This is a genomic window from Lentzea sp. NBC_00516 (assembly GCF_036346835.1).
Taxonomy (GTDB): domain Bacteria; phylum Actinomycetota; class Actinomycetes; order Mycobacteriales; family Pseudonocardiaceae; genus Lentzea; species Lentzea sokolovensis.
On sequence record NZ_CP107840.1, the window covers coordinates 2036737 to 2056080 of the forward strand.

Sequence of the window (19344 nt, forward strand, 5' to 3'; positions counted from 1 at the left end):
CGAGGTGACCAACTGCGGGAAGGTGAGCCTTCAGTCAACACTGAAGCAATAAAATACACCGAAGTGGTTGTGGATGTGATCAGATTCTGGGTCATGGAGCTCGTGCCGCACGAAGTCGGGGTCGCTCACAGCGCACTGCCGCACGACGAAACGTCCGCCCGTGCCCTGCTCGCGCAAGCCGCGGCGCAGGGCCTGCACACAGTGGTCGTCACCGCCGAGGAAGGTGACGAGCGCGCCCTCGCCGTTCTGCGTGAACTCCGCGCGGAATGGCACACCGAGGACGGCCGGGTCACCGCCCGGCTCGACTCGGACGCCGAGGGCCAGCTGGCGCATCTGTGGGGACTGACGGCGGAGGGGCGGGCCGCGTGGCTCGCCGCGTTCCCCCGCCACGACGACCCGAACTGGTGGATGCACCGCCTGCTGGTGCTCAACCACCACCCGGAGTGGGCACCGCTGAAGGACTGGCTGGTCGACGAGCACGTCCGGCTCTTCGGCCGTCCGCCGGGAAGGCGCAGGTCTAGCGCGGCAGGCCGCTGAAGTCAGGTTGGTGGAACCGCTGGATCCAGGGGATCGGGTCCTCCTTCGGAGTGTCCCGATCCGGCTGGACCGCGGCGAACGTCAGCACCGGCACCCTCGGCACGCCCACCGCGATCACGTCCCCGTGCGTCCCGGCGATCCACATGACGCCCGTGTCGGCGATGTTCGCCACCACGTTCAGGTCCGGGATCACGAACTGGACCAGCGCGAGTCCACCCGGCATCTGCGCGAGGCCGGCGACGTTCTGGTTGGGCTTCCACGGGAACAGCGTGATCGCCACGGGTGTCCACTGCGCCGAGTTCTCGACGGTCTTCACGGCGTCGCGGTACCAGCGGCTGATCTCGATCGCCGTCGGGACGCCCAGCAGCCCCAGCGCCGTCATGAGGCCGCCGACGACCAGCCCGGCCGGTGCGAGCGGGAACAGGCTGAGCAGGACCAGCACTCCCCCGAGTCCCGCGGGCACGGCCGACCACAGCCATGACCGAACGCCCCACCGCATGCCCTTGTAGGCCTTCAAAGTGGCCGCGTCGTCGAGTGGCCTGCCCAACGGCCGTTCCACGCGTTCCCGTGCCGGGTGGGTCTCGGCGTCGGACTTCTTGCCGGCCTTGGCGTTCTCCATCTTGGCGAACCCGGCGGCCCTGACGACCGCCCTGCCGGACGCGTCGGGCCCGCAGACGAAGACCTCCTGCCGTTCCAGCACCATGTCCGGCAGGTCCTGGAACCAGCCCTGCAGCACGGTGCCGTCCCCGAGCAGCAGGCGGTCGTGCACGTCGTCGTGCTGCCTCTCCGCGACCGTGGCCGGGACCCGCCGCCACGGCTGCTCCAGCAGGCCGCGCCGCAGTGCCCTGGTCTCCGACCGGTACATCAGCGGGCCCAGCCCGAACAGGAACGTGACCAGGAACAACACGACCATCGCGCCGACGTTGCCGGGGGTCGTGGCCAGGAACAGGCACGCCACGCCGAAGGCGCCCGTCACGACGGCGATGCCGCCCAGCGTCGTGGCGCCCCAGCGCAGGTCCTGCAGGATCAGACCGGTCGACCAGTCATCCTTCGCCGGCACGTCCGTGCGCGGTTCGAGGTACTGCAGCACCAACCCCCCAGCTATGCCTTCGCGGCCACCTCGCGGATCAGGTTCGCGAGCTCCGCCGGTCGTTCCAGCGGAAGCATATGTCCGGCGTCGGCCAGCACGACCGACGTTCCCCCGAACTTCACGGCGTCCGACTCGGGCACCAGCCGGTCCTCGTCGCCCACGACGGCGACCACGGCCTTCTCCTTCGCCACCATCAGCCCGGCCTCGCGGTCGTAGCGGTCCACGGCGGGCCGGAACAACGCGACGGTCTCAGGCCAGTGCGCCCACACCATGTCCGCGGTCAGTTCCACGTCCTCGGCCGCCGGCTGGTCGCCGAACAACCACCACCGCAGCCCGGCGGTCTTGGTCGGCTCGATCTTCTCCCGCACCGCGCGCACGATCGGCCCGAACGCCCGTTCCAGCTCCCGCACGAGCTTGCCGACCGCCTTGGGCCACGCGAGCGTCGTCTCGGACATGCCGCTCGCCGCCGTGGACACGAACACGTTGCCCAGCACCCGCTGCCGGAACAGCCGCGGCCGCCGTTCGGCCATCGCGAGCGCCGCCATGCCGCCCATCGAGTGCCCGGCGATCACGACGTGGCCCTGCGGCACCGCGCGTTCGATCAGTTCGCCCAGGTCCTCCCCGAGCTGGTCGATCGTGGCGGTCTCCTTGGACGCGCCGCCGGACTTGCCGTGGCCGCGGTGGTCGTAGGCGATGACCTGGAAGTCCTGGCTCAGCAGCTCCACCACCTTGTGCCAGCTGCGGTGGTCGAGCGCGTAGCCGTGCGCGAGCACGACCGTCACGGGTGCCTCGGGATCCCCCGCGCGCATCACGTTGAGCTCGGTCCCGTCCTCCAGCCGCACCATGCGCTGTCCTTTCGCCGTGTCGTCTGTTCGTCCTAACGAGACAACCCGGTTCCAGGACACGCCCTAAATGCGGCCCAGCACCACTTCGGGTGGCATCTTCCCGCCGCCGACGCCCGGCACGCCGCGGAAGTCGTAGGCCGTCACCTTCCCGCCGGGCTGGATGATCCAGGCCTCCCCCGGCTCCCCCTGCGCCAGCACGGTCTGCAGCGCCTCGGCAACGTCGGACGGCGTCAGCAACGGGAACGCGACGGAGTTGAACTCCTCCTTCGCCGCGCCCAGCAGCAACGTGTCGACGAACCCGGGACACAGCGCGGAGACCGTGATGTCGTCCCCGGCCAACGCTTTGCCCGCCGCCCGCACGTACCCGACGACCGCGTGCTTGGTCAGCGTGTACAGCGGATCGGCGGGCATCGCCGTCAGCCCGGCCAGCGACGCGGTGATCACGATCTTCCCGCCGCCCTGCCGCCGCAGCGCGGGGACGGCGGCGCAGAGCCCGTACACGACGTGGTCGACGTTGACGCCGACCAGCTTGCGGTAGCGGGCGACGTCCAGCGCGTCGTCCACTCCGGTCTGCCCGCCCCCGATCCCGGCGTTGAGGAGCACGACGTCGAGGCGGCCGAACTCCTTCTCGACCTGCTCCACGACCGCGGGCATGGTCGCGGGATCGGAGACGTCACCGACTATGGCGATGCCGCCCACCGCGGACGCGACCCGGTGCGCGCCGGCGGCGTCGAGGTCGAGCACCGCCACCCGCGCGCCGAGCTTCGCGAGCCGGTGCACGACGGCGGAGCCGATGCCTCGCGCTCCGCCGGTGACCAGCGCGACCTTACCGGTCAAGTCCACAGTGGACACGACACCACTCCTCAGCTGTTGCGCAGGAATCGGTCGAGAACCCGGACGCCGAACTTCAGTGCGTCCACCGGCACGCGCTCGTCCACGCCGTGGAAGAGCCCGGAGAAGTCGAGGTCGGCGGGCAGCTTCAGCGGCGAGAAGCCGAAGTTGCGGATGCCGAGGGTCTGGAACGACTTGGCGTCGGTGCCACCGGAGAGCATGTACGGCAGCACGCGGGCGCCGGGGTCCTCGGCGAGCAGCGACGCCGTCATCGCGTCCACCAGGGCGCCGTCGAACGTCGTCTCCACCGGCGGCAGGCCGACCCACTCGCGTTCCACGTCCGGGCCGAGCAGTTCGGCGAGCTCGCGGTCGAACGCCTCCTCGCGGCCCGGCAGGATCCGGCAGTCCACAGTGGCCTCGGCGGTCGACGGGATGACGTTCGCCTTGTAGCCGGCGGAGAGCATGGTCGGGTTCGCGGTGTCGCGCAGCGTCGCGCCGATCATCCGCGACAGCGCGCCGAGCTTGCCGATCGAGCCCTCGATGTCGTCGTCGGGGAACTCGAGGCCGGTGATCTCGGTGACGCCGTCGAGGAACTCGCGCACGGACGGGCGGATGATCAGCGGCCACTGGTGCTGGTCGAGCTTGGTGACGGCGGCGGCGAGCTTCGCGACCGCGTTGTCGCGGTGGATCATGCTGCCGTGCCCGGCGGTGCCCTTGACCCGCAGCTTGAGCCAGCGGATGCCCTTCTCGGCCGTCTCGACGAGGTACGCGCGGACGTCGTCCTTGAGCGTGATCGAGAAGCCGCCGACCTCGCTGATCGCCTCCGTAACGCCCTCGAACAGCTCGGGCCGGTTCTCCACCAGCCACTTCGCGCCGAACAGGCCGCCTGCCTCCTCGTCGGCGAGGAACGCGAACACGATGTCGCGCGGCGGCACGATGTCGTTGCGCTTGAAGTGCCGGGCCAGGGCCAGCGTCATGCCGACCATGTCCTTCATGTCGACGGCGCCGCGGCCCCACACGTACCCGTCCTGCACGGCCCCGGAGAACGGGTGCACCGACCACTCGGAGGCGTCGGCGGGCACGACGTCGAGGTGTCCGTGGACCAGAAGCGCGCCACGGCTGGGATCCGCGCCCTGCAGGCGCGCGACGACGTTGCCGCGGCCTTTGGCCCCGGACTCCACGTAGGTCGTCTCGTATCCGACCTCGGACAGCTTCTCGGCCACCCACTCGGCGGCCTTGCGCTCCCCCACGACCGTCGCGGGATCACCCGTGTTCGTGGTGTCGATCCTGATCAGCTCACTGACGAGGGTGACGACCTCGTCCTCCGCCAGTGCCAGTGCGTTCCCCGTTGTGCTCACCCCGTCTTCCTACCATCAGTCAGAACACGGACCAGCCTGTGAGAGTGGTGAAACGGTCCAGCGCGTCGACACCCGCCACGGAGTTGCCGCGCGCGTCCAATGCTGGACTCCAGACGCAGATCGCGCATTTCCCGGGGACCACGGCGATGATCCCGCCGCCGACGCCGCTCTTGCCGGGCAGGCCGACGCGATAGGCGAACTGGCCGGCGGCGTCGTAGGTGCCGCACGTGAGCATGACGGCGTTGACGCGTTTCGCGCCGCTGACGCCGAGGAGCCTGGTGCCGTCGTTGCGGACGCCGTGGCGGGCGAGGAAGAGGGTGGCGCGGGCAAGATCAGCGCAGCTCATCGCGATCGAGCACTGCCGCACGTACTCATGCACCACGGTGTCGACGGGGTTGCGCATGTTGCCGTAGGAGGCCATGAAGTGCGCGAGGGCGCGGTTGCGGTCGCCGTGGTCCAGCTCGGACTTGGCGACCTCGGGGTCCACGTCGATCGCCGGGTTGCCGCTCTCCTGCCGAAGGAAGCCGAGCAGCCGGTCGGCGGCGCCGAGGCCGAGGTGGTCGGTGACGACGACGGCGCCCGCGTTGATGAACGGGTTGCGCGGGATGCCCTGCTCGGTCTCCAGCTGGACCAGCGAGTTGAACGGCGACCCGGACGGCTCGCGGCCGACTCGGGTCCACACGTCGTCGTTCTCGGCGAGGGCCAGAGCGAGCATGAACGCCTTGGAGATGCTCTGGATCGAGAACGGCCGGTCGTAGTCCCCCGCGCCGAAGACCTCGCCGTCCAGTGTGGCGACGGCGAGGCCGAAGGCGTGCGGGTCGATCCTGGCCAGTGCCGGGATGTAGTCGGCTACGGCACCACCTGGCGTGACCTCGGATGCGATGCGGTCCACCAGCTGCTGCAGCTCCATGCGCTCATCCCATCACGGGATGAGCGTCACGCCACCGTGAACTCGTGGAACTTCGTGGCCTGACCGGCCTTGACCGTGCAAGGCGAGTTGACGGTACCGATCCACGTCGGGTCGCCGTTGGCGTAACGCGGCGTCAGCGCGAGCGTCGCGTTGCCCAGGGAGATCGTGGTGGTACCGGCGTTGGCGAGCGTCAGCGACGGCAGCGTGCCCGTGGCCACGACCTGGAACGTGCCCGACGAGGGAACCTGGGTGCTCGGGATCGTCGACGTCGCCGTCAGGTTCTGGACCGTGCCCGCGTTGTCCACCACTACGTTCGTGGTCATCGTGCCGTCGACGGACCGGCCTCCGATCCACCACAGGGTGTTGCGGATGTCGTCCGACACGGTGGCGGACACCGTCGTGTCGGCGACCGCGGTCGGCACACCGACGGCGGCGGAGTCCGGCACGTTGGGCGACGTGACCACGGTCGGGACGTCATGGGTGCCGGTGATCGAGAACTCGCACACGTAGGTGATGTTCAGCGAGGCGGTCGCGGCGGAACTGGTGCCGGCCGTCGCCACGCTCAGCGCTCCGGCGACCAGAACGACGGCGGCGGCGCGCGTGAAAAGTCCGGTCTTCATCTGCAGGGACCTCCTGAGTACGTCATTGAACTGCAGAAAGGCGGTGTTGCTTTACTCGCCAGTAAAGTAGCCAGCTTTGATTCCGCAAAGCAAGCGAAAATCGTCTTTTGTCACCCGCGTACGAAATGACTTCCCGTTGTTTGTCAGTCGCGCAGCAACAAATAGTGCGCGCGCAGGGCCAGTTCGAGCGTGAACCTCTCCTCGGCGTCGTGCATTCGGTCGCCGAACAGTTCGTCCAATTGGTTCACGCGGTACCGAACGGTCTGCGGATGCACCTTCAGCCGTGCGGCGACCTCCGGCGCGCCACCCCGTGCCGACAGCCACACCAGCAGCGTCTCGGCGAGCTTGGTGCGTTGCAGGTCGGTGAGCGGGGCCAGCGGCGCCAGCGCCCGTTCCGCGAGCTGCCTGGCCAGGAACTCGTCCGCGAGCACGGTCAGTTCGACGATGTGGTCGGCGCAGTCCAGCACCGGCTTGTCGGGCAGCACCTTCTCGCGGGCGAGGGCGAGCACCCGGCGGGCGCAGGCCAGTGACCTGCGCGTCTCCTGCGGCGTCACCGGCAGGCCGACCGCGGCCCGCCACCCCGGCAAGGCTCCGCGCAACCAGCGCGGCACCGCGGCCGGGTTCGGTACCAGCAGGTACGGCGTGGCGTCCTCGAAGTTGACCAGGACGTCGGCGGGCAGGTCGTCCGCGGGCGCGGCGGACGGCTCCAGCGCGACGGCCACGAGCCGGTCGGGCATCGGCCAGGACGCCGCCCTCGCCGCGTCGAGCACGGCTTGCCAGTTGGTCGCGGGATCGCCGACGAGCAGCTCCATCAGCTTGCGCCGCTTGCGTTCCAGCGTGCCCGCCGCACTCGCCTGCGCGGCGGCGTACCCCTCGACCGACAGGCTGACCAGCTCGTCGACGTGGGCGATCATCGCCTCGCCCAGCACCGACATGAGGCGCAGCGACAGCTCACGCCGTTCGGCGAACCCGCAGATGTGCCGCCACGCCACCCGCGCGCCGATCCGGTAGGCGGCCTGGAGGCTGTCGAGGCTGCGGCCGGACTTGAACTCCCACGCGCCGAGCTTGCGGTGGATGTCGTCGTGCGGATCGGGCTCGGAATCCGGCGAGGCGATGCGGTCGACGAACTTCACCAGCGCCTGCCGGATTCCGTCGACCACGTTCTCCCGGAACCTGCTGTATTCCGGAATGGATTTCTCGATCGCCTCGAAAATGCCCACCGCGACGGGCGCCACTTCCATTCGGAGCAACGGCGCCAGTTCGCGCGGGACCGATCTTCTCGGATCGGCCGGCCCAGTCATCCTGGCGAGTGTAGGAGGAAAACGGAACCGGGTCGTTCAGCCAACTGGACCAAATGGTTCACATGAGGAACAGCCGGGCGACGGCATCGCGCGCGACCAGGAACCCGGCGATGCCGAGAATCCAGCCCGTGGCACTCGCCCCTTTCGCGGCGAACCAGTCGCTGATCCTCGTGAGGAACGGGTCGATCCTTGCCCGCAGCGCGAGCCGCCCGCCGAGCAGCAGGAGCGCCGGCACGATCATGACCAGGCAGTATCCGGCGAGCAGCAGCCCGATCTGGGCAGGTCGCAGGTCGGCGGCGCTCATCATCCCGATCGCGCCGAGGTACGGCAGCATCGTCGCGAGCTCGACCACGCCCGCCAGCACCGCGACACCGGCGAGCGCCATCGCGGACCCGTTGGCGTCGAGGCGGCTTCGCCACTTGCCGGTGTTCGGCTTCTTCTTGCTGTCGAAGCGGAAGCTGATCGCGAACAGGAACACGCCGATCACCAGCTGGATCCAGAGAGCGACCTGGTTGTCGAGGTGGCCTGCCAGCTGCGAGGCGCCGAGCACGATCACGATGCCGACGGCGAAGTAGAAGACGGTGATCGTGCCGAGGTAGACGGCGAACCTGCTCAGCTTCAGCCGCCCCGGCGTGAGCATCAGCCAGATCGGGATGAACAACGTCCCGATGCTCGTCGAGTCGAGCAGCGCCAGTCCCGCCAGCGCCGCCACCAGTCCTAATGTCACGTACTCCCCCACAATCGTTCGAGTTGGCGCGCGATCACCTGCCGCGCCACCTCCTCCGTCATCACGTCCGGTTCGAGCGCTCTTTGCGCCGTCACCCCGTCGACCAATGCCGCGAGTCCGACGGCCTCCCCGCCGTCCAAGCCCGCGACCTCCAGCACGTGCCAGCACAGATCCCTGATCGCCTGCGCGCCCTCCACGTGCCGTTGCAGCAGCACAGGATTCGCCGCCGCACGAGCCGCGAACGCCAGCCACACCCGTGCGCGTGCCGCGTCGTCCACGAGCCCGATGGCACACAGGGCGTTGTGCAGACGGTCTTGAAGGCTCCCCTCCTGGTTCAGGACCTCCTGCACGCGTGCGGTGAGCTCCTCCACGAGCTGGTCCTGCGCGAACAGCAGCAGCTCGTCCTTGCTGCGGAAGTACTTCTGCAGCAGGCCGGTGGTGGCGTTCAGCTCCCTGGCGATCCTGGGCAGGCTCGCCGCGTCCAGCCCCTCGGCGTCGACCACCCGGTAGAGGGCGGCGACCACCTGCTGACGCCGTTCGACGGGATCCGCGTGTTTTGGCACGACCGTAAGATTACGACCTTGATCTGATCATGGCAAGCCTGGGCGCCCGCAACGGCGTTGCCGGACACCACGGACGTCGCGGTCATCACCGAGATTCAGGGGCGATACCACCCGTAGTCCGTATACATCTGGTTCATGGACCTGACTGCGGTTCCGCTGGTGGCGTTGCGGGTGTTCCAGGAGGTGGCCGAGCGGGGCTCGCTGAGCGCCGCGGCCGCCGCGCTGGGCTACACGCAGTCGGCGGTGTCCCGGCAGATCGCCGCGCTGGAACGGGTCGTGCGCGCGCCGTTGTTCGACAGGCAGCGCGACGGCGTGCACCTGACCGACACCGGGCACGTGCTGCTGCGGCACGCAGGGCTGGTTCTCGCTCAGCTCGACGCGGCCAGCCGTGAGCTGTCCGGGCTGCCGGCGACCGCGGGCACGGTCCGGCTCGGGTGGTTCACCAGCGCGGGCGGCATGCTGGTCCCGTCCGCGCTGGCGTCGTTGCGGCGAAGCCATCCGGCGTTGACGGTGACCACGCGCGACGGCACCACCGCGTCCTTGGTTCGCGCCTTGCGAGCCCGCACGGTCGACGTCGCGGTGCTCGCGTCCGAGCCGCCGTTCCCTCCGCTGGACGACGAGACGCCGGCGTTGCGGACCAAGGTGCTGGACGAACGCGAGTTGCTGCTGGCTGTGCCGTCGACGCATCCGCTGGCACACAAGGACTTCATCGACGTGGGCGACCTGCGCGGGTGGGCGTGGATTGCGGGCCCGCCGGGTTTCGGGGTCTGGCCTGGGCTGGACGAAAGGGTGACCGTCGCCCATGTCGCGCGGGACTGGCTGGCGAAGCTTCAGCTCGTGGCGTCCGGTGCGGGCATCACGACGTTGCCCGAGCCGTTGGCCGCGTTGGTCCCGCACGGCGTGCAGGTCATACGGGTGCGCTCAAGAGAGCGTCAGCGCATCGTTGTCGCGTGGCTGAATCTGTCCGAACCGGCGTCCGTGGTGGTGGACGCACTAGTGCTGCGCGCATGACATCTGTCATGGGGAACTGATGTGGGACGGCACTGCCGGTTGCCTGTGTTTCCCGAGATCGTTGGTTCATGACAGCGATCGAGGTGCGGGGGCTGACTCGCCGGTACAGCGGAGGGTTCGAGGCTGTGCGGGGCGTTTCCTTTGACGTGGAGCGGGGCGAGATGTTCGCCCTGCTCGGCACGAACGGCGCGGGAAAGACCTCGACCGTGGAGGTGGTGGAAGGGCTCTCACGTCCGGCGGAGGGGTCCGTGCGCGTGCTCGGCCACGACCCGTTCAGCGAACGCGCCGCCGTGCGGCCGCGGATGGGCGTGATGCTGCAGGAAGGCGGTTTCCCGCCTGACCTGACGGTGACCGAGGCCGCGAAGATGTGGGCGGGGACCCTGACGTCGCCGCGGCCGGTGGACGAGGCGTTGTCGCTCGTCGATCTGGCGCATCGGGCGTCGGTGCGGGTGAAGCAGCTGTCCGGCGGGGAACGGCGGCGGCTGGACCTGGCGCTCGCGTTGCTGGGCAAGCCGGAGGTGCTGTTCCTCGACGAGCCGACCACCGGACTCGACCCGGAGAGCCGGCGCAACACGTGGGAGCTGATTCGCTCGCTGCTGCGTGAGGGCGTGACCGTGCTGCTGACCACGCATTATCTGGAGGAGGCGCAGGCGTTGGCCGATCGGCTGGCGATCATGCACCGCGGCCGGATCGTGGCGCAGGGAACGGTGTCCGAGGTCGTGGACGCGTACCCGTCCCGCATCTCGTTCGTGCCGCCGGCCGGTGTCCCGCTGCCTGTCGTGGCCGAGGTGGAGTCGTCGGGCCGGGTGACCGTGCGGACGAACGAACTGCAGTCGACCCTGCACGAGCTCCTGGCGTGGGCTCACCAGAACAACGTGGAACTGTCCGGTTTGGACGCCCGGTCGGCGTCGCTCGAAGAGGCGTTCCTGGCGATCGCGGAGGAGGCGGCATGAGGGCCGTGGCTGTGGGACAGGCCGAGCTGAAGTTGTTCTGGCGCAACCGGACCGCGCTGTTCAACTCACTGCTGCTGCCGTTGCTGCTGGTGCCGGTGCTGATCTCGGTGGACGCGGACGGCGTTCCGCTGGTCGTCGGGTTGGTCGGGTTCGCGCTGCTGATGGCGGTGTACTACAACCTCGTCACCACGTTCGTCGCCCGGCGCGAGGAGCTGGTTCTGAAGCGCCTGCGCGTCGGCGAGCTCACCGATCCGGAGATCCTGCTCGGCGCGTCCCTGCCGTCCGTCGTGGTGGCGTTCGGGCAGATGGTGCTGTTCACGGTGGTCGCCGGCGTGATCACGGGCGTGCCGCTGCCGTCGCGGCCGTGGTTCATCGTGCTCGGCGTGGCGGGTGGCATCGCGGTCTTCGTGCTGCTGGCGGCGGTGTCCTCGGCGTTCACGCGGACCGTCGAGATGGCGCAGGTGACGTCGCTGCCGATCCTGATGGCGTGCCTGTTCGGGTCCGGCCTGATGTTCCCGCTCTCAGTCCTGCCCGACGGCCTCGCCGCGGTCCTCAGGTACCTGCCGCTGACGCCGGTGCTCGAACTGCTGCGCGCCGGCTGGGCGGACGGACCCGTGCTCAAGCCGGTGATCGTCCTGGCGGTGTGGATCGCCCTGGGGACCTACGCTGTGCAGCGGTGGTTCAGGTGGGATCCCCGGAGGTGAACTTGCTCGGCTGGTGGCGGTCCCGTGGCAGCGCGGCGCGGTTCGACCTCTTCGTGCGCTACACGTTCTACTTGAGCTACGTGTTCCTGCCGCCGTTGCTGATCATCAGCCTGACCGCGGAGATCAGCACCGTCGCCCTCGTCGTGCTCGTGACGGCGGTGCTGGCCCACGTGGTCATGGGCGTCCGGCTCGTCCACTTCGGCATCGAGCACCACCTCGGCAAGTCCCGCTATCCGCGGCGCCTGCTGACGATCTACGTCGTCGCCACCTGCACCGCGCTGGCCACGGCGGAACTCACCTACCCGGATCCGTTGCCCGGCAAGCCCGACAGCCCCGGCGACGGCATCGCGATCATCTTCCTGGTCCTGATGATCACGACCCTGTCCGCCGTGGCCCGCCCGCGCACCCTCGTGCTGGTGGCCGCGGCGGGCGGGGCCTGGATGTACCTCGTCGCACCGCCGGGCAACGCGTTCTTCATGACCATCATGCTGCAGCTCCTGGTGGCCGCGTTCCGCTCGACGCTGTGGATGCTGCGCATCGTCTGGGAACTGGACCGCTCCCGCGAAGTCCGCGCGAACCTGGCCGTGGCGGAAGAACGCCTCCGCTTCGCCCGCGACCTGCACGACGTCGTGGGCCGCAATCTCTCCGCCGTTGCCCTGAAAGCCGACCTCGCGGCCCAGCTGGCACGTCGCGGCCGCACCGAACCGGCCATCGACGAGATGCTCGAGGTCCGCCAGATCGCCCAGGACTCCCTGGACGAACTCCGCGCCGTGGTCAGCGGCTACCGCACCGCCGACCTCTCCGTGGAACTGGCAGGAGCCCGCTCACTCCTGGCCTCCGCGGGCATCGACTGCCGCGTGATCGGCGACGTGACGTTCGACGGCGAACCGGCCGGCGCCCTGGGCTGGGCAGTCCGCGAGGGCGTCACCAACGTCCTGCGCCACAGCGAGGCCCACACGTGCACGATCACGTTGCGCGGCAAGATCCTCACCATGTCAAATGACGGCGTCTCCCTGACGACGTTCCGCTTCGGCAGCGGCCTCACCGGCCTCCACGAACGCATAGCGGCCCTGGGCGGCACCGTGACAGCGGCCCCGGAAGCCCCCAACCGCTTCGTCCTCACAGTGGAGCTCCCGTGATCCGCATCCTCCTGGCCGACGACGAGCACCTGATCCGCGGCGCCATGGCCGCCCTGCTGTCCTTGGAGGACGACCTGGAAGTGGTCGCCCAGGCCGCCACCGGCGCCGAAGCCCTGGCCACCGCCCGAGTGGTCCGCCCAGACGTGGCCGTGATCGATCTGCAAATGCCAGACCTGGACGGCGTCTCGGTAGCCCAGTCCCTTGCCCTGGAACTCCCCACGTGCTCCACGATGATCGTCACCAGCCACGGCCGCCCAGGCCACCTCAAACGCGCACTGGCCGCAGGCGTAAGGGGATTCCTCCCGAAAACCGTCTCCTCGGACGTCCTGGCCACAGTGGTCAGAACCGTCCACACAGGAGGCCGCTACGTGGACCCGTCCCTGGCAGCCGAAGCAATCAGCGCCGGCGACAGCCCACTGACTCCACGCGAGGCAGACGTCCTGGAACTAGCACTCGAAGGCGCCCCGATCGAAGAAATAGCCCGCCGCGCCTCCCTCTCCCCAGGCACGGTCCGCAACTACCTCTCCTCAGCCGTAGGCAAAACCGCAGCCTCGAACCGCCACGAGGCAGCCCGCTTCGCCAGGGCAAAGGGCTGGATCTAGTTCTCCCACCACTCCAGCACCCGCAGCGCGTAAAACGTGAGCCACTTCGACGGCTGACCTTCGTCAACATCAACCTCGAACCACACCCGCCCAGGATGCCGCCCACCCTGCAACCAGGTCCCGTCCGCCTGCCGCGCCATCCTGATCATCTCGACGGCCTCAGCCATCCGAGGATCCTTCCGCCCGGCCTCCCGGAAGTAGTCCATCGCGTTCAACACGCTGTACCCCCAGCGAAACGGCGACCTGAACCGCCCGACCCACTCCCCCACAACCTCCTGAGTGGACAACCGCCGACAAAGCCGCCGAGCAAGCAAATACTCCTCACCCCGCACCCGAGCGGCCTTCGTCTCCGCCGTCCCTCCGGTAGCCACCTCGTAGGCCAGCAACCCTTTCAACGAGTTGAGCGTCGAGTGAAACGACGACCGCTTGGACCCCTCAACCCACTCGCAGTTCCACCCACCGTCCTCAAGCTGATGCTCGACAAACCAGTCGGCAATCCCCCGAACATCAACCCCAAGCCACACCCCGTTGGCCAAGGTCCACGAGTTGATGCAGCAGTCGACCTCCCCACCCCAGTAGGGCAGCCCCTCGTAGTCCCACCGACACCCAGCCGCAAGCAGCTCAGCGGTCCCCTCAAGCAAAGCGGCCTCAACCCCCCACTCCCGCAACGAGGTCAACGACCAGGTGGTAGCCGTCCACGGCTGCCCTTCCTCCTTCCCGTCGAACCCAGCGGGAAAGAAGGCCCCACCGGCCCACATGCCATCGCTCCCCTGCGCGGCAAGCAACCGAGCCCCAAACCCCTCAACCCCCACAAGCGCCCGCGTGGCAAGCCAAACCTCCTCCAGCGCCCCCACCAGATCCCGCTGAACCTGCCACCGCAACGCAGGGTCAGACTCAAGCAACCACCCAGTCACTTCACGCACACCCCGACCCTAACCCCACTCACCGACACCACCACCGATCAAGCCCCGACCAGCACAAACACACCCACCAAGCCCCGATTTTGGCGTGCACCGACGATCATGTAACCTATGGACACACCACGGCGCGAGCCGAGGCAGAACTAAATACGTCCGGGTGGCGGAATGGCAGACGCGCTAGCTTGAGGTGCTAGTCCCCGAAAGGGGGTGGGGGTTCAAGTCCCCCCTCGGACATCGGAGTTGATCAAGCGGATGAGGATTCTTCAATCCTCACCCGCTTTTTCATTCATGGCGTCAACCGCTGGGCGCGTGGACCCGCTATCGAGCACACCTCTCGACGCAATGCGGGTTCCACATCATTTCGGTCAGCGTCAGCTCGCTATCTGAGCCCGCTGAAGAGCAACTACAAACCAGCCATGAATCAGGCCGAAGCCGACTCCCGGACGGCCGGCTCACTGGGCGCGCATGCACAGGATCCTTCGGCCGTCCCGCCGGAGCTTGAACTGTAGTGATCTGGTAGCTCTAGATCGTGTACGTCTTCGGGGGAACGGTCAGCGGCGCACGTACCGCCATGCAGGAGTCACTTGATGGCTTCATCGACGGTTGTGTCGCGGAGTTCGAGCGTACAAGAGCCGAGGAGCTCAGCGAGTCGGAGAAGGCGAGTTGGCGCAACAGCTGGCCCGAGCTGCTCGGCGCGCTAACTCGGGCTGGGCTCGGCGACTTGCGCCTGTTCCTCGAGTACGAGTTGCCTAGGACCGGTCAACGCGTGGACGCCCTGCTGCTGGGCGCGCGCGAGGACGGCGGGCTTGCCGCAATCGTCGTCGAACTGAAGCAGTGGGACAGCTGCGAGTGGGCCGACGCGCTGCTGGTAACCGTCAGGGGACGTGAGTACACGCACCCGTGCCGCCAGGCTGCCGGGTACGTCGCCTACTTCGTTGACTGGCTGGACCACAGGGCGCTCGGTCTCGAGTTCCGTGCCGTTGCCCTGTTGCACAACGCACCACCCACGACCGTCGAACAACTCCGCGACGCGGTACGTACGAGCGAGGGCAGCCGCAATGTGGCGTTGCTCGGGCAAGCCGATGTCGAGGAGACCGCCAGCCCCACAACGTTGGCGAAGGCACTCCTGTCGAACGACCTGGCCGCACCGAGCGACGAGGCGGTCGTGCGGTTTCTGGCGGCGCCGCATTCACCCTCAGGACGCGTGTTCGACCGGCTAGCGGCAATGCTGGCGGGCCAGCCGTCCTTCACTCTCGTCGGGGCCCAGCAGGACGCACAGCTGCACGTGCTCGGCAGGATCGGCAAGGCTGTGCGCGACGACCGCAAGACATCGCATCTCATCGTGGTCCGGGGAGGGTCGGGTACGGGTAAGACAGTCATCGCCGCACGGCTGCTCGCCGACATCCCGAGAATGTTCCGCGAGGTCGAAGCCCGCTACCTCACGCCGTCAGGAACCTTGCGGTGGCAACTGGAACGGGCAGCCGCTGACCCCGCAGCCAAGGGCCTGTTCGGCAACCTGCAGACCTACCTGGGCAAGCAGCGGCCCACGGTGAGGGAAGTTCTGCTTGTCGACGAGGCACAGCGCATGAAGCGCGGAAACCGGTGTGTCGAAGGGCTGCTGGACCGCACCTCGGTGGTCGTGTTGTTCCTCGACGAACGGCAGATCGTCAACCCCGGTGAGGGCTTCACCGTCGAAGAACTGAAGCAGCAGGCTCACCACCTGGGCACGCGATTCACCTCGTTCGACCTGACCAGCCAGTTCCGGTGCGGCGGCTCGCAGCCCTACCTCCGCTGGCTCGAAGAGCTGCTGTTCGACCAGACGCATCCCCAGTGGCACGGCACCGACTACGACCTCGGCATCGCGGCCGACCCAAGCGAGCTGGCGCGCTGGGCCGACGAGCACGCCCGCGGCGGCCACAGCGCGCGGATCACCGCAGGCTTCTGCTGGCCATGGACGAAGAAACCACGCGGCCGCTCACTGATTCCAGACGTATCGATCAGCTGGACTGATCCGGCCGGCGTGCAGCGCAGCTGGGTCCGGCCGTGGAACGCGTTCGACACGCACCGCGACGGCGCGATGGTTCTCGCGCCGCGCAAGGAGTACTGGGCCACAGATGCCGGCGGCGAGAACCAGGTCGGCTGCATCTACACGTGTCTGGGACTCGAGTACGACTACGCCGGCGTGATCATGGGACCGGATTTCGTTCGCCGTGGCGACCGCTGGGTGGCTCGCCCGGAGTACAGCCACGATCCTGCGATGAAGGACGTGAGTCCTGACGAGTACGTCCAGCTCGCGGCGAACACCTACTGGGTCCTGGCCAGCCGCGGAGCCAGAGGGTGCCGCCTGTACTCCACCGACGACGACACCCAGGCCTACCTGCGCGCAATGCTCGGCCGGTGACGCGCGCCGGAAATTGTCGGTGCCCGTCCCTATCCTCGTGATCATGACCAACGCCCAGCTCGTCCTGCAGCCCCGCGGCGGCTCGCGGCACAACGGGCCGCAGAACTTCGAGCGGTCCGTCCGCCGCGGGGTGCGAATCGCCGACATCGCCTCCGAGCTCGGCGACGACCTCCCGGCCCTGAGCCGGCTGTTCCCAGACGGGACAGCCAGGCTGTGGGGCTCCACCCCCACCGCATCGACCGGCAATGCCAAGGCCGTCGCACTGCGGGACCGGCGAGCGGGCGACCGGATCCTCTTCTACGCCGACATGGGTTTCTTCGCCGAAGCCACCATCCTGCACGTGTTCCGCAACGCGGACGTCGCGAGGGCCGTGTGGGGCGCGGACGAGGAAGGCGCGACCTGGGAGCACATCGTCGCGCTGGGCGACGTCCAGGAGTACGAGTCACCGATCCCGGCCGACAGCGTGCTGACGCCGCTGGGCCTGTCCGCGCCGCTGCGCAGCATCACGCTGATTCCCGCCGACCGGCACGCACGCCTCGGTGACCTCCACGCCGAACAGGCCTCGCCGCGGTATTGGCTCCTGCAGTGCAATCCGGCCGTGTGGGACGTCTGGGCCTGGTGGCAGGACAACACGATGGAGCTCGACCGGTGGACGGTCGCCATTCACCACCAGGACCTGCGGCCAGGCGACCGTTTCGCGTTCTGGATCTCCGGCGCGGCTGCTGGCGTCTACGGACTGGGCGAGATCACTTCAGCGGTCCACCGCGCGACCAACTTCGACTCCTACTGGAAGGAGCAACCGCCGTCGGAGGCGGACGTTGTCGACCTGCGGTTCGACCGCTACCTGTTCGACGCACCGATCACCAAGGAGCGCCTCCAGTCCGACCCGGACTTCGCGCGGGCGAGGATCCTGCGGATGCCCGGCGGCGCCAACCCGTTCCCGCTCACTCCGGCCGAATGGCACGTGCTCGAAGCGAGCGCGGCCCACAGCCGGACGAACCGCCCGCGCCGCTCCGAGACCGTGCTGACCTCCCGGCCGGTCGGTGACGTTCCCGAGGACACCACGTCGAGCAACAACGGCGGACCGCGCACCGTCACCTACCCCGAGGCGAGGCTGATCAAGCAGTACAGCGAGTTCCTGGGCCGGGAGTTGCGCTGTCTCGTGGGCAGGCTGCCCACGGGCGAGGAACTCGTCTGCGACGTCTTCGATGACCGGCAGACGATGATCATCGAGGCCAAGGCGTCCACCAGCAGGCAGGACGTCCGCATGGCCATCGGCCAACTCCTCGACTACCAACACCACCTGCGACCCGACGCGAGTCTCGCGGTTCTTCTTCCCGCCCGGCCAGCGCCGAGCCTGATCGACCTTCTGAAGGCCACGGGGATGGAGCTGATCTATTGCGAGGACGGAACCTTCCACTCGACCCGAGCGCCGCTGACCGCTCAAGGAGCTCCAGTTGAACGATGACGCCTACCGCGAGCGCGCGAGACCGTTGCTGAGTCCAGGCCAGGTGCACTCGAGGGACGAGGTGCTGGCGCGCGATTCAGCCATCCCAGCCAGGCCTGGGGCCTACGCGTGGTACTTCGACGAACTGCCACCGGGTGTCCCCGCTCAGGGCTGCATTGTCGGCGCGTTCGGCACGCTGCTCTACGTCGGAATCGCACCGAAGCTCCCGCCGTCGAACGGCCGGCCTCCGAGCCGGCAGCACCTCCGCCAACGCGTCAGGTACCACTTCCGAGGCAACGCCTACGGCTCCACGCTCCGCTTGACCTTGGGATGCCATCTGGCCGGGCAGCTGGGGATCGAACTCCGCCGTGTCGGCAGCCGCGGCGATCGGCTGACTTTCACCAAGTCAGGCGAAGCTCTCCTGTCCGAGTGGATGGCGGCCCACGCACGCGTGACGTATGTACTCGACGACGAACCGTGGAAGCTGGAAGACGAGCTCATCAGCAACGAGGTACTTCCACTCAACATCGCCAACATCGCACACAGCCCTTCGCGCGGAACACAAACGCCGAGCACGCGACCTGCCGATTGCCTAGTCGTTCAGCCTGCCCCATTGCCCGGTCTGTCACGGGTGGACCGACGTCGCCACAGAGGTTGCGGCACGCTCGACGATCGGGACCGGCGAAGCTCCGACAGCACACGCCGCTGATCACCAATTCCACGCGAACCCCAGTAGAGGTCGTTGACCGAGATCCGACCGCCGCGCTGCCCCGCGAGCTCACTTGCCTGGCACAACCGGGCCAGGTACGCCTGTGGGAGGAACGTGTAGATCTCGGCTCGCCCAGTCTGCGTCACGTCCATCAGCTGCTCTGCGACCACCGTTGCCGCGACTGCGTAATGGCTGCTAATCACGACGTCGTACGGGGCAACGAGCGTATCCAGTTCAAGCAGGCCGTGCTTGGCCGACAAGATCCTCACGGCGGCGTCGTGCCCGGCCGCGGCAGCGAGATCAGCCTCCTCGACTGCTACAGCAAGGCAGAACCGGAACATCGAGCCCGTATATAGCTCACGAGCGGGCGCCTGATGGAACAGTTTCGCACCGCCACACGGGATAACGAAGACGATCCTCGCCACGAATCCGCCGATCTCAAGTCCTCTTCGAGTCGGATTCGGAGGGTACGGCCATGGGCGCGCGCTGACCACGCACAGGCCATCGGTACCAGCCTCCCCTGTGGCAACCGCTGTCATCACCGAAACGCGGCCGATGGTGAAACCTTCTTCCACAACCTCTTCCCCACACATCGGACCTGCCCCTGAGCTCGTGTGTGACGGCGGGCTGGCCATCCAAAATGGCTGATCAGGAGCCAGGTCTGCCAGTTATCGTC

General features: G+C 68.2%; 20 protein-coding genes and 1 tRNA gene. 10 read left to right on the plus strand and 11 right to left on the minus strand.

The genetic code is table 11. The features are described 5' to 3' along the window. The first annotated feature begins 75 nt into the window (after window positions 1–75). Window positions 76–537 (plus strand): hypothetical protein, encoded by a 462-nt coding sequence (locus tag OG205_RS09215; RefSeq protein ID WP_330275828.1) that lies wholly within the window; start codon window positions 76–78, stop codon window positions 535–537. On the opposite strand, the gene OG205_RS09220 is transcribed toward OG205_RS09215, so the two are convergent. The 9 genes from OG205_RS09220 to OG205_RS09260 all read right to left on the minus strand — a co-directional run bounded on the left by OG205_RS09220 (window position 518) and on the right by OG205_RS09260 (window position 8782). Further along, on the minus strand, window positions 518–1627 hold the full coding sequence (locus tag OG205_RS09220) for a hypothetical protein (RefSeq protein ID WP_330275829.1): 1110 nt from the start codon (window positions 1625–1627) through the stop codon (window positions 518–520). The two genes, OG205_RS09215 and OG205_RS09220, sit on opposite strands and share 20 nt — an antisense overlap. Window positions 1628–1638: 11 nt before the next feature. Beyond that, complete coding sequence (locus OG205_RS09225) at window positions 1639–2472, minus strand: alpha/beta fold hydrolase (RefSeq protein WP_330275830.1); 834 nt, start codon at window positions 2470–2472, stop codon at window positions 1639–1641. Window positions 2473–2535: 63 nt separating this feature from the next. Then, window positions 2536–3324 (minus strand): SDR family NAD(P)-dependent oxidoreductase, encoded by a 789-nt coding sequence (locus OG205_RS09230; protein WP_330275831.1) that lies wholly within the window; start codon window positions 3322–3324, stop codon window positions 2536–2538. A gap of 11 nt (window positions 3325–3335) precedes the next feature. Beyond that, complete coding sequence (locus OG205_RS09235) at window positions 3336–4661, minus strand: M20/M25/M40 family metallo-hydrolase (protein WP_330275832.1); 1326 nt, start codon at window positions 4659–4661, stop codon at window positions 3336–3338. 19 nt (window positions 4662–4680) lie between these two features. Beyond that, window positions 4681–5571 (minus strand): glutaminase, encoded by an 891-nt coding sequence (locus OG205_RS09240; RefSeq protein ID WP_330275833.1) that lies wholly within the window; start codon window positions 5569–5571, stop codon window positions 4681–4683. A gap of 26 nt (window positions 5572–5597) precedes the next feature. Continuing rightward, a complete protein-coding gene (locus tag OG205_RS09245) occupies window positions 5598–6191 on the minus strand; it encodes a DUF6801 domain-containing protein (protein WP_330275834.1) in 594 nt (197 codons plus the stop codon). 143 nt (window positions 6192–6334) lie between these two features. After that, window positions 6335–7492 (minus strand): PucR family transcriptional regulator, encoded by a 1158-nt coding sequence (locus OG205_RS09250; RefSeq protein ID WP_330275835.1) that lies wholly within the window; start codon window positions 7490–7492, stop codon window positions 6335–6337. A 58-nt stretch (window positions 7493–7550) separates the two neighbouring features. Beyond that, a complete protein-coding gene (locus tag OG205_RS09255) occupies window positions 7551–8219 on the minus strand; it encodes a GAP family protein (RefSeq protein ID WP_330275836.1) in 669 nt (222 codons plus the stop codon). Next, window positions 8216–8782 carry a TetR/AcrR family transcriptional regulator gene (locus OG205_RS09260; RefSeq protein ID WP_330275837.1) on the minus strand — a complete coding sequence of 189 codons (567 nt, stop codon included), beginning with the start codon at window positions 8780–8782 and terminating at the stop codon, window positions 8216–8218. Before OG205_RS09260 ends, OG205_RS09255 begins: the two co-directional genes overlap by 4 nt. 135 nt (window positions 8783–8917) lie before the next feature. On the opposite strand from OG205_RS09260, the gene OG205_RS09265 reads away from it, so the two are divergent. The 5 genes from OG205_RS09265 to OG205_RS09285 all read left to right on the plus strand — a co-directional run bounded on the left by OG205_RS09265 (window position 8918) and on the right by OG205_RS09285 (window position 13191). Next, window positions 8918–9793, plus strand: coding sequence for a LysR family transcriptional regulator (locus tag OG205_RS09265; protein WP_330275838.1), 876 nt, complete (start codon window positions 8918–8920; stop codon window positions 9791–9793). A 68-nt stretch (window positions 9794–9861) separates the two neighbouring features. Then, the gene (locus tag OG205_RS09270; RefSeq protein ID WP_330275839.1) at window positions 9862–10746 is read left to right on the plus strand and encodes an ABC transporter ATP-binding protein; all 885 of its coding nucleotides are present in this window, start codon (window positions 9862–9864) and stop codon (window positions 10744–10746) included. Next, window positions 10743–11450, plus strand: coding sequence for an ABC transporter permease (locus OG205_RS09275; protein WP_330275840.1), 708 nt, complete (start codon window positions 10743–10745; stop codon window positions 11448–11450). Before OG205_RS09270 ends, OG205_RS09275 begins: the two co-directional genes overlap by 4 nt. After that, the gene (locus OG205_RS09280; protein ID WP_330275841.1) at window positions 11447–12589 is read left to right on the plus strand and encodes a sensor histidine kinase; all 1143 of its coding nucleotides are present in this window, start codon (window positions 11447–11449) and stop codon (window positions 12587–12589) included. The genes OG205_RS09275 and OG205_RS09280 overlap by 4 nt, the downstream gene beginning before the upstream one ends. Then, window positions 12586–13191, plus strand: coding sequence for a response regulator transcription factor (locus OG205_RS09285; protein WP_330275842.1), 606 nt, complete (start codon window positions 12586–12588; stop codon window positions 13189–13191). Before OG205_RS09280 ends, OG205_RS09285 begins: the two co-directional genes overlap by 4 nt. Here the strand turns inward: OG205_RS09285 and OG205_RS09290 are convergent. After that, a complete protein-coding gene (locus OG205_RS09290) occupies window positions 13188–14114 on the minus strand; it encodes a squalene cyclase (protein ID WP_442916773.1) in 927 nt (308 codons plus the stop codon). The genes OG205_RS09285 and OG205_RS09290 overlap by 4 nt on opposite strands. 148 nt (window positions 14115–14262) lie before the next feature. Between OG205_RS09290 and OG205_RS09295 the strand changes: the two genes are divergently transcribed. From OG205_RS09295 to OG205_RS09310, 4 genes are all read left to right on the plus strand, one after another. Then, window positions 14263–14345: transfer RNA gene (locus tag OG205_RS09295), tRNA-Leu, on the plus strand. A 295-nt stretch (window positions 14346–14640) separates the two neighbouring features. Continuing rightward, on the plus strand, window positions 14641–16512 hold the full coding sequence (locus tag OG205_RS09300; RefSeq protein WP_330275843.1) for a DNA/RNA helicase domain-containing protein: 1872 nt from the start codon (window positions 14641–14643) through the stop codon (window positions 16510–16512). Window positions 16513–16555: 43 nt separating this feature from the next. After that, the gene (locus tag OG205_RS09305; RefSeq protein WP_330275844.1) at window positions 16556–17980 is read left to right on the plus strand and encodes an EVE domain-containing protein; all 1425 of its coding nucleotides are present in this window, start codon (window positions 16556–16558) and stop codon (window positions 17978–17980) included. Window positions 17981–18041: 61 nt separating this feature from the next. Beyond that, a complete protein-coding gene (locus OG205_RS09310; protein ID WP_330278136.1) occupies window positions 18042–18668 on the plus strand; it encodes a GIY-YIG nuclease family protein in 627 nt (208 codons plus the stop codon). Here the strand turns inward: OG205_RS09310 and OG205_RS09315 are convergent. Further along, window positions 18560–19243 (minus strand): DUF6884 domain-containing protein, encoded by a 684-nt coding sequence (locus tag OG205_RS09315; RefSeq protein WP_330275845.1) that lies wholly within the window; start codon window positions 19241–19243, stop codon window positions 18560–18562. The two genes, OG205_RS09310 and OG205_RS09315, sit on opposite strands and share 109 nt — an antisense overlap. Between the last annotated feature and the right edge of the window lie 101 nt (window positions 19244–19344).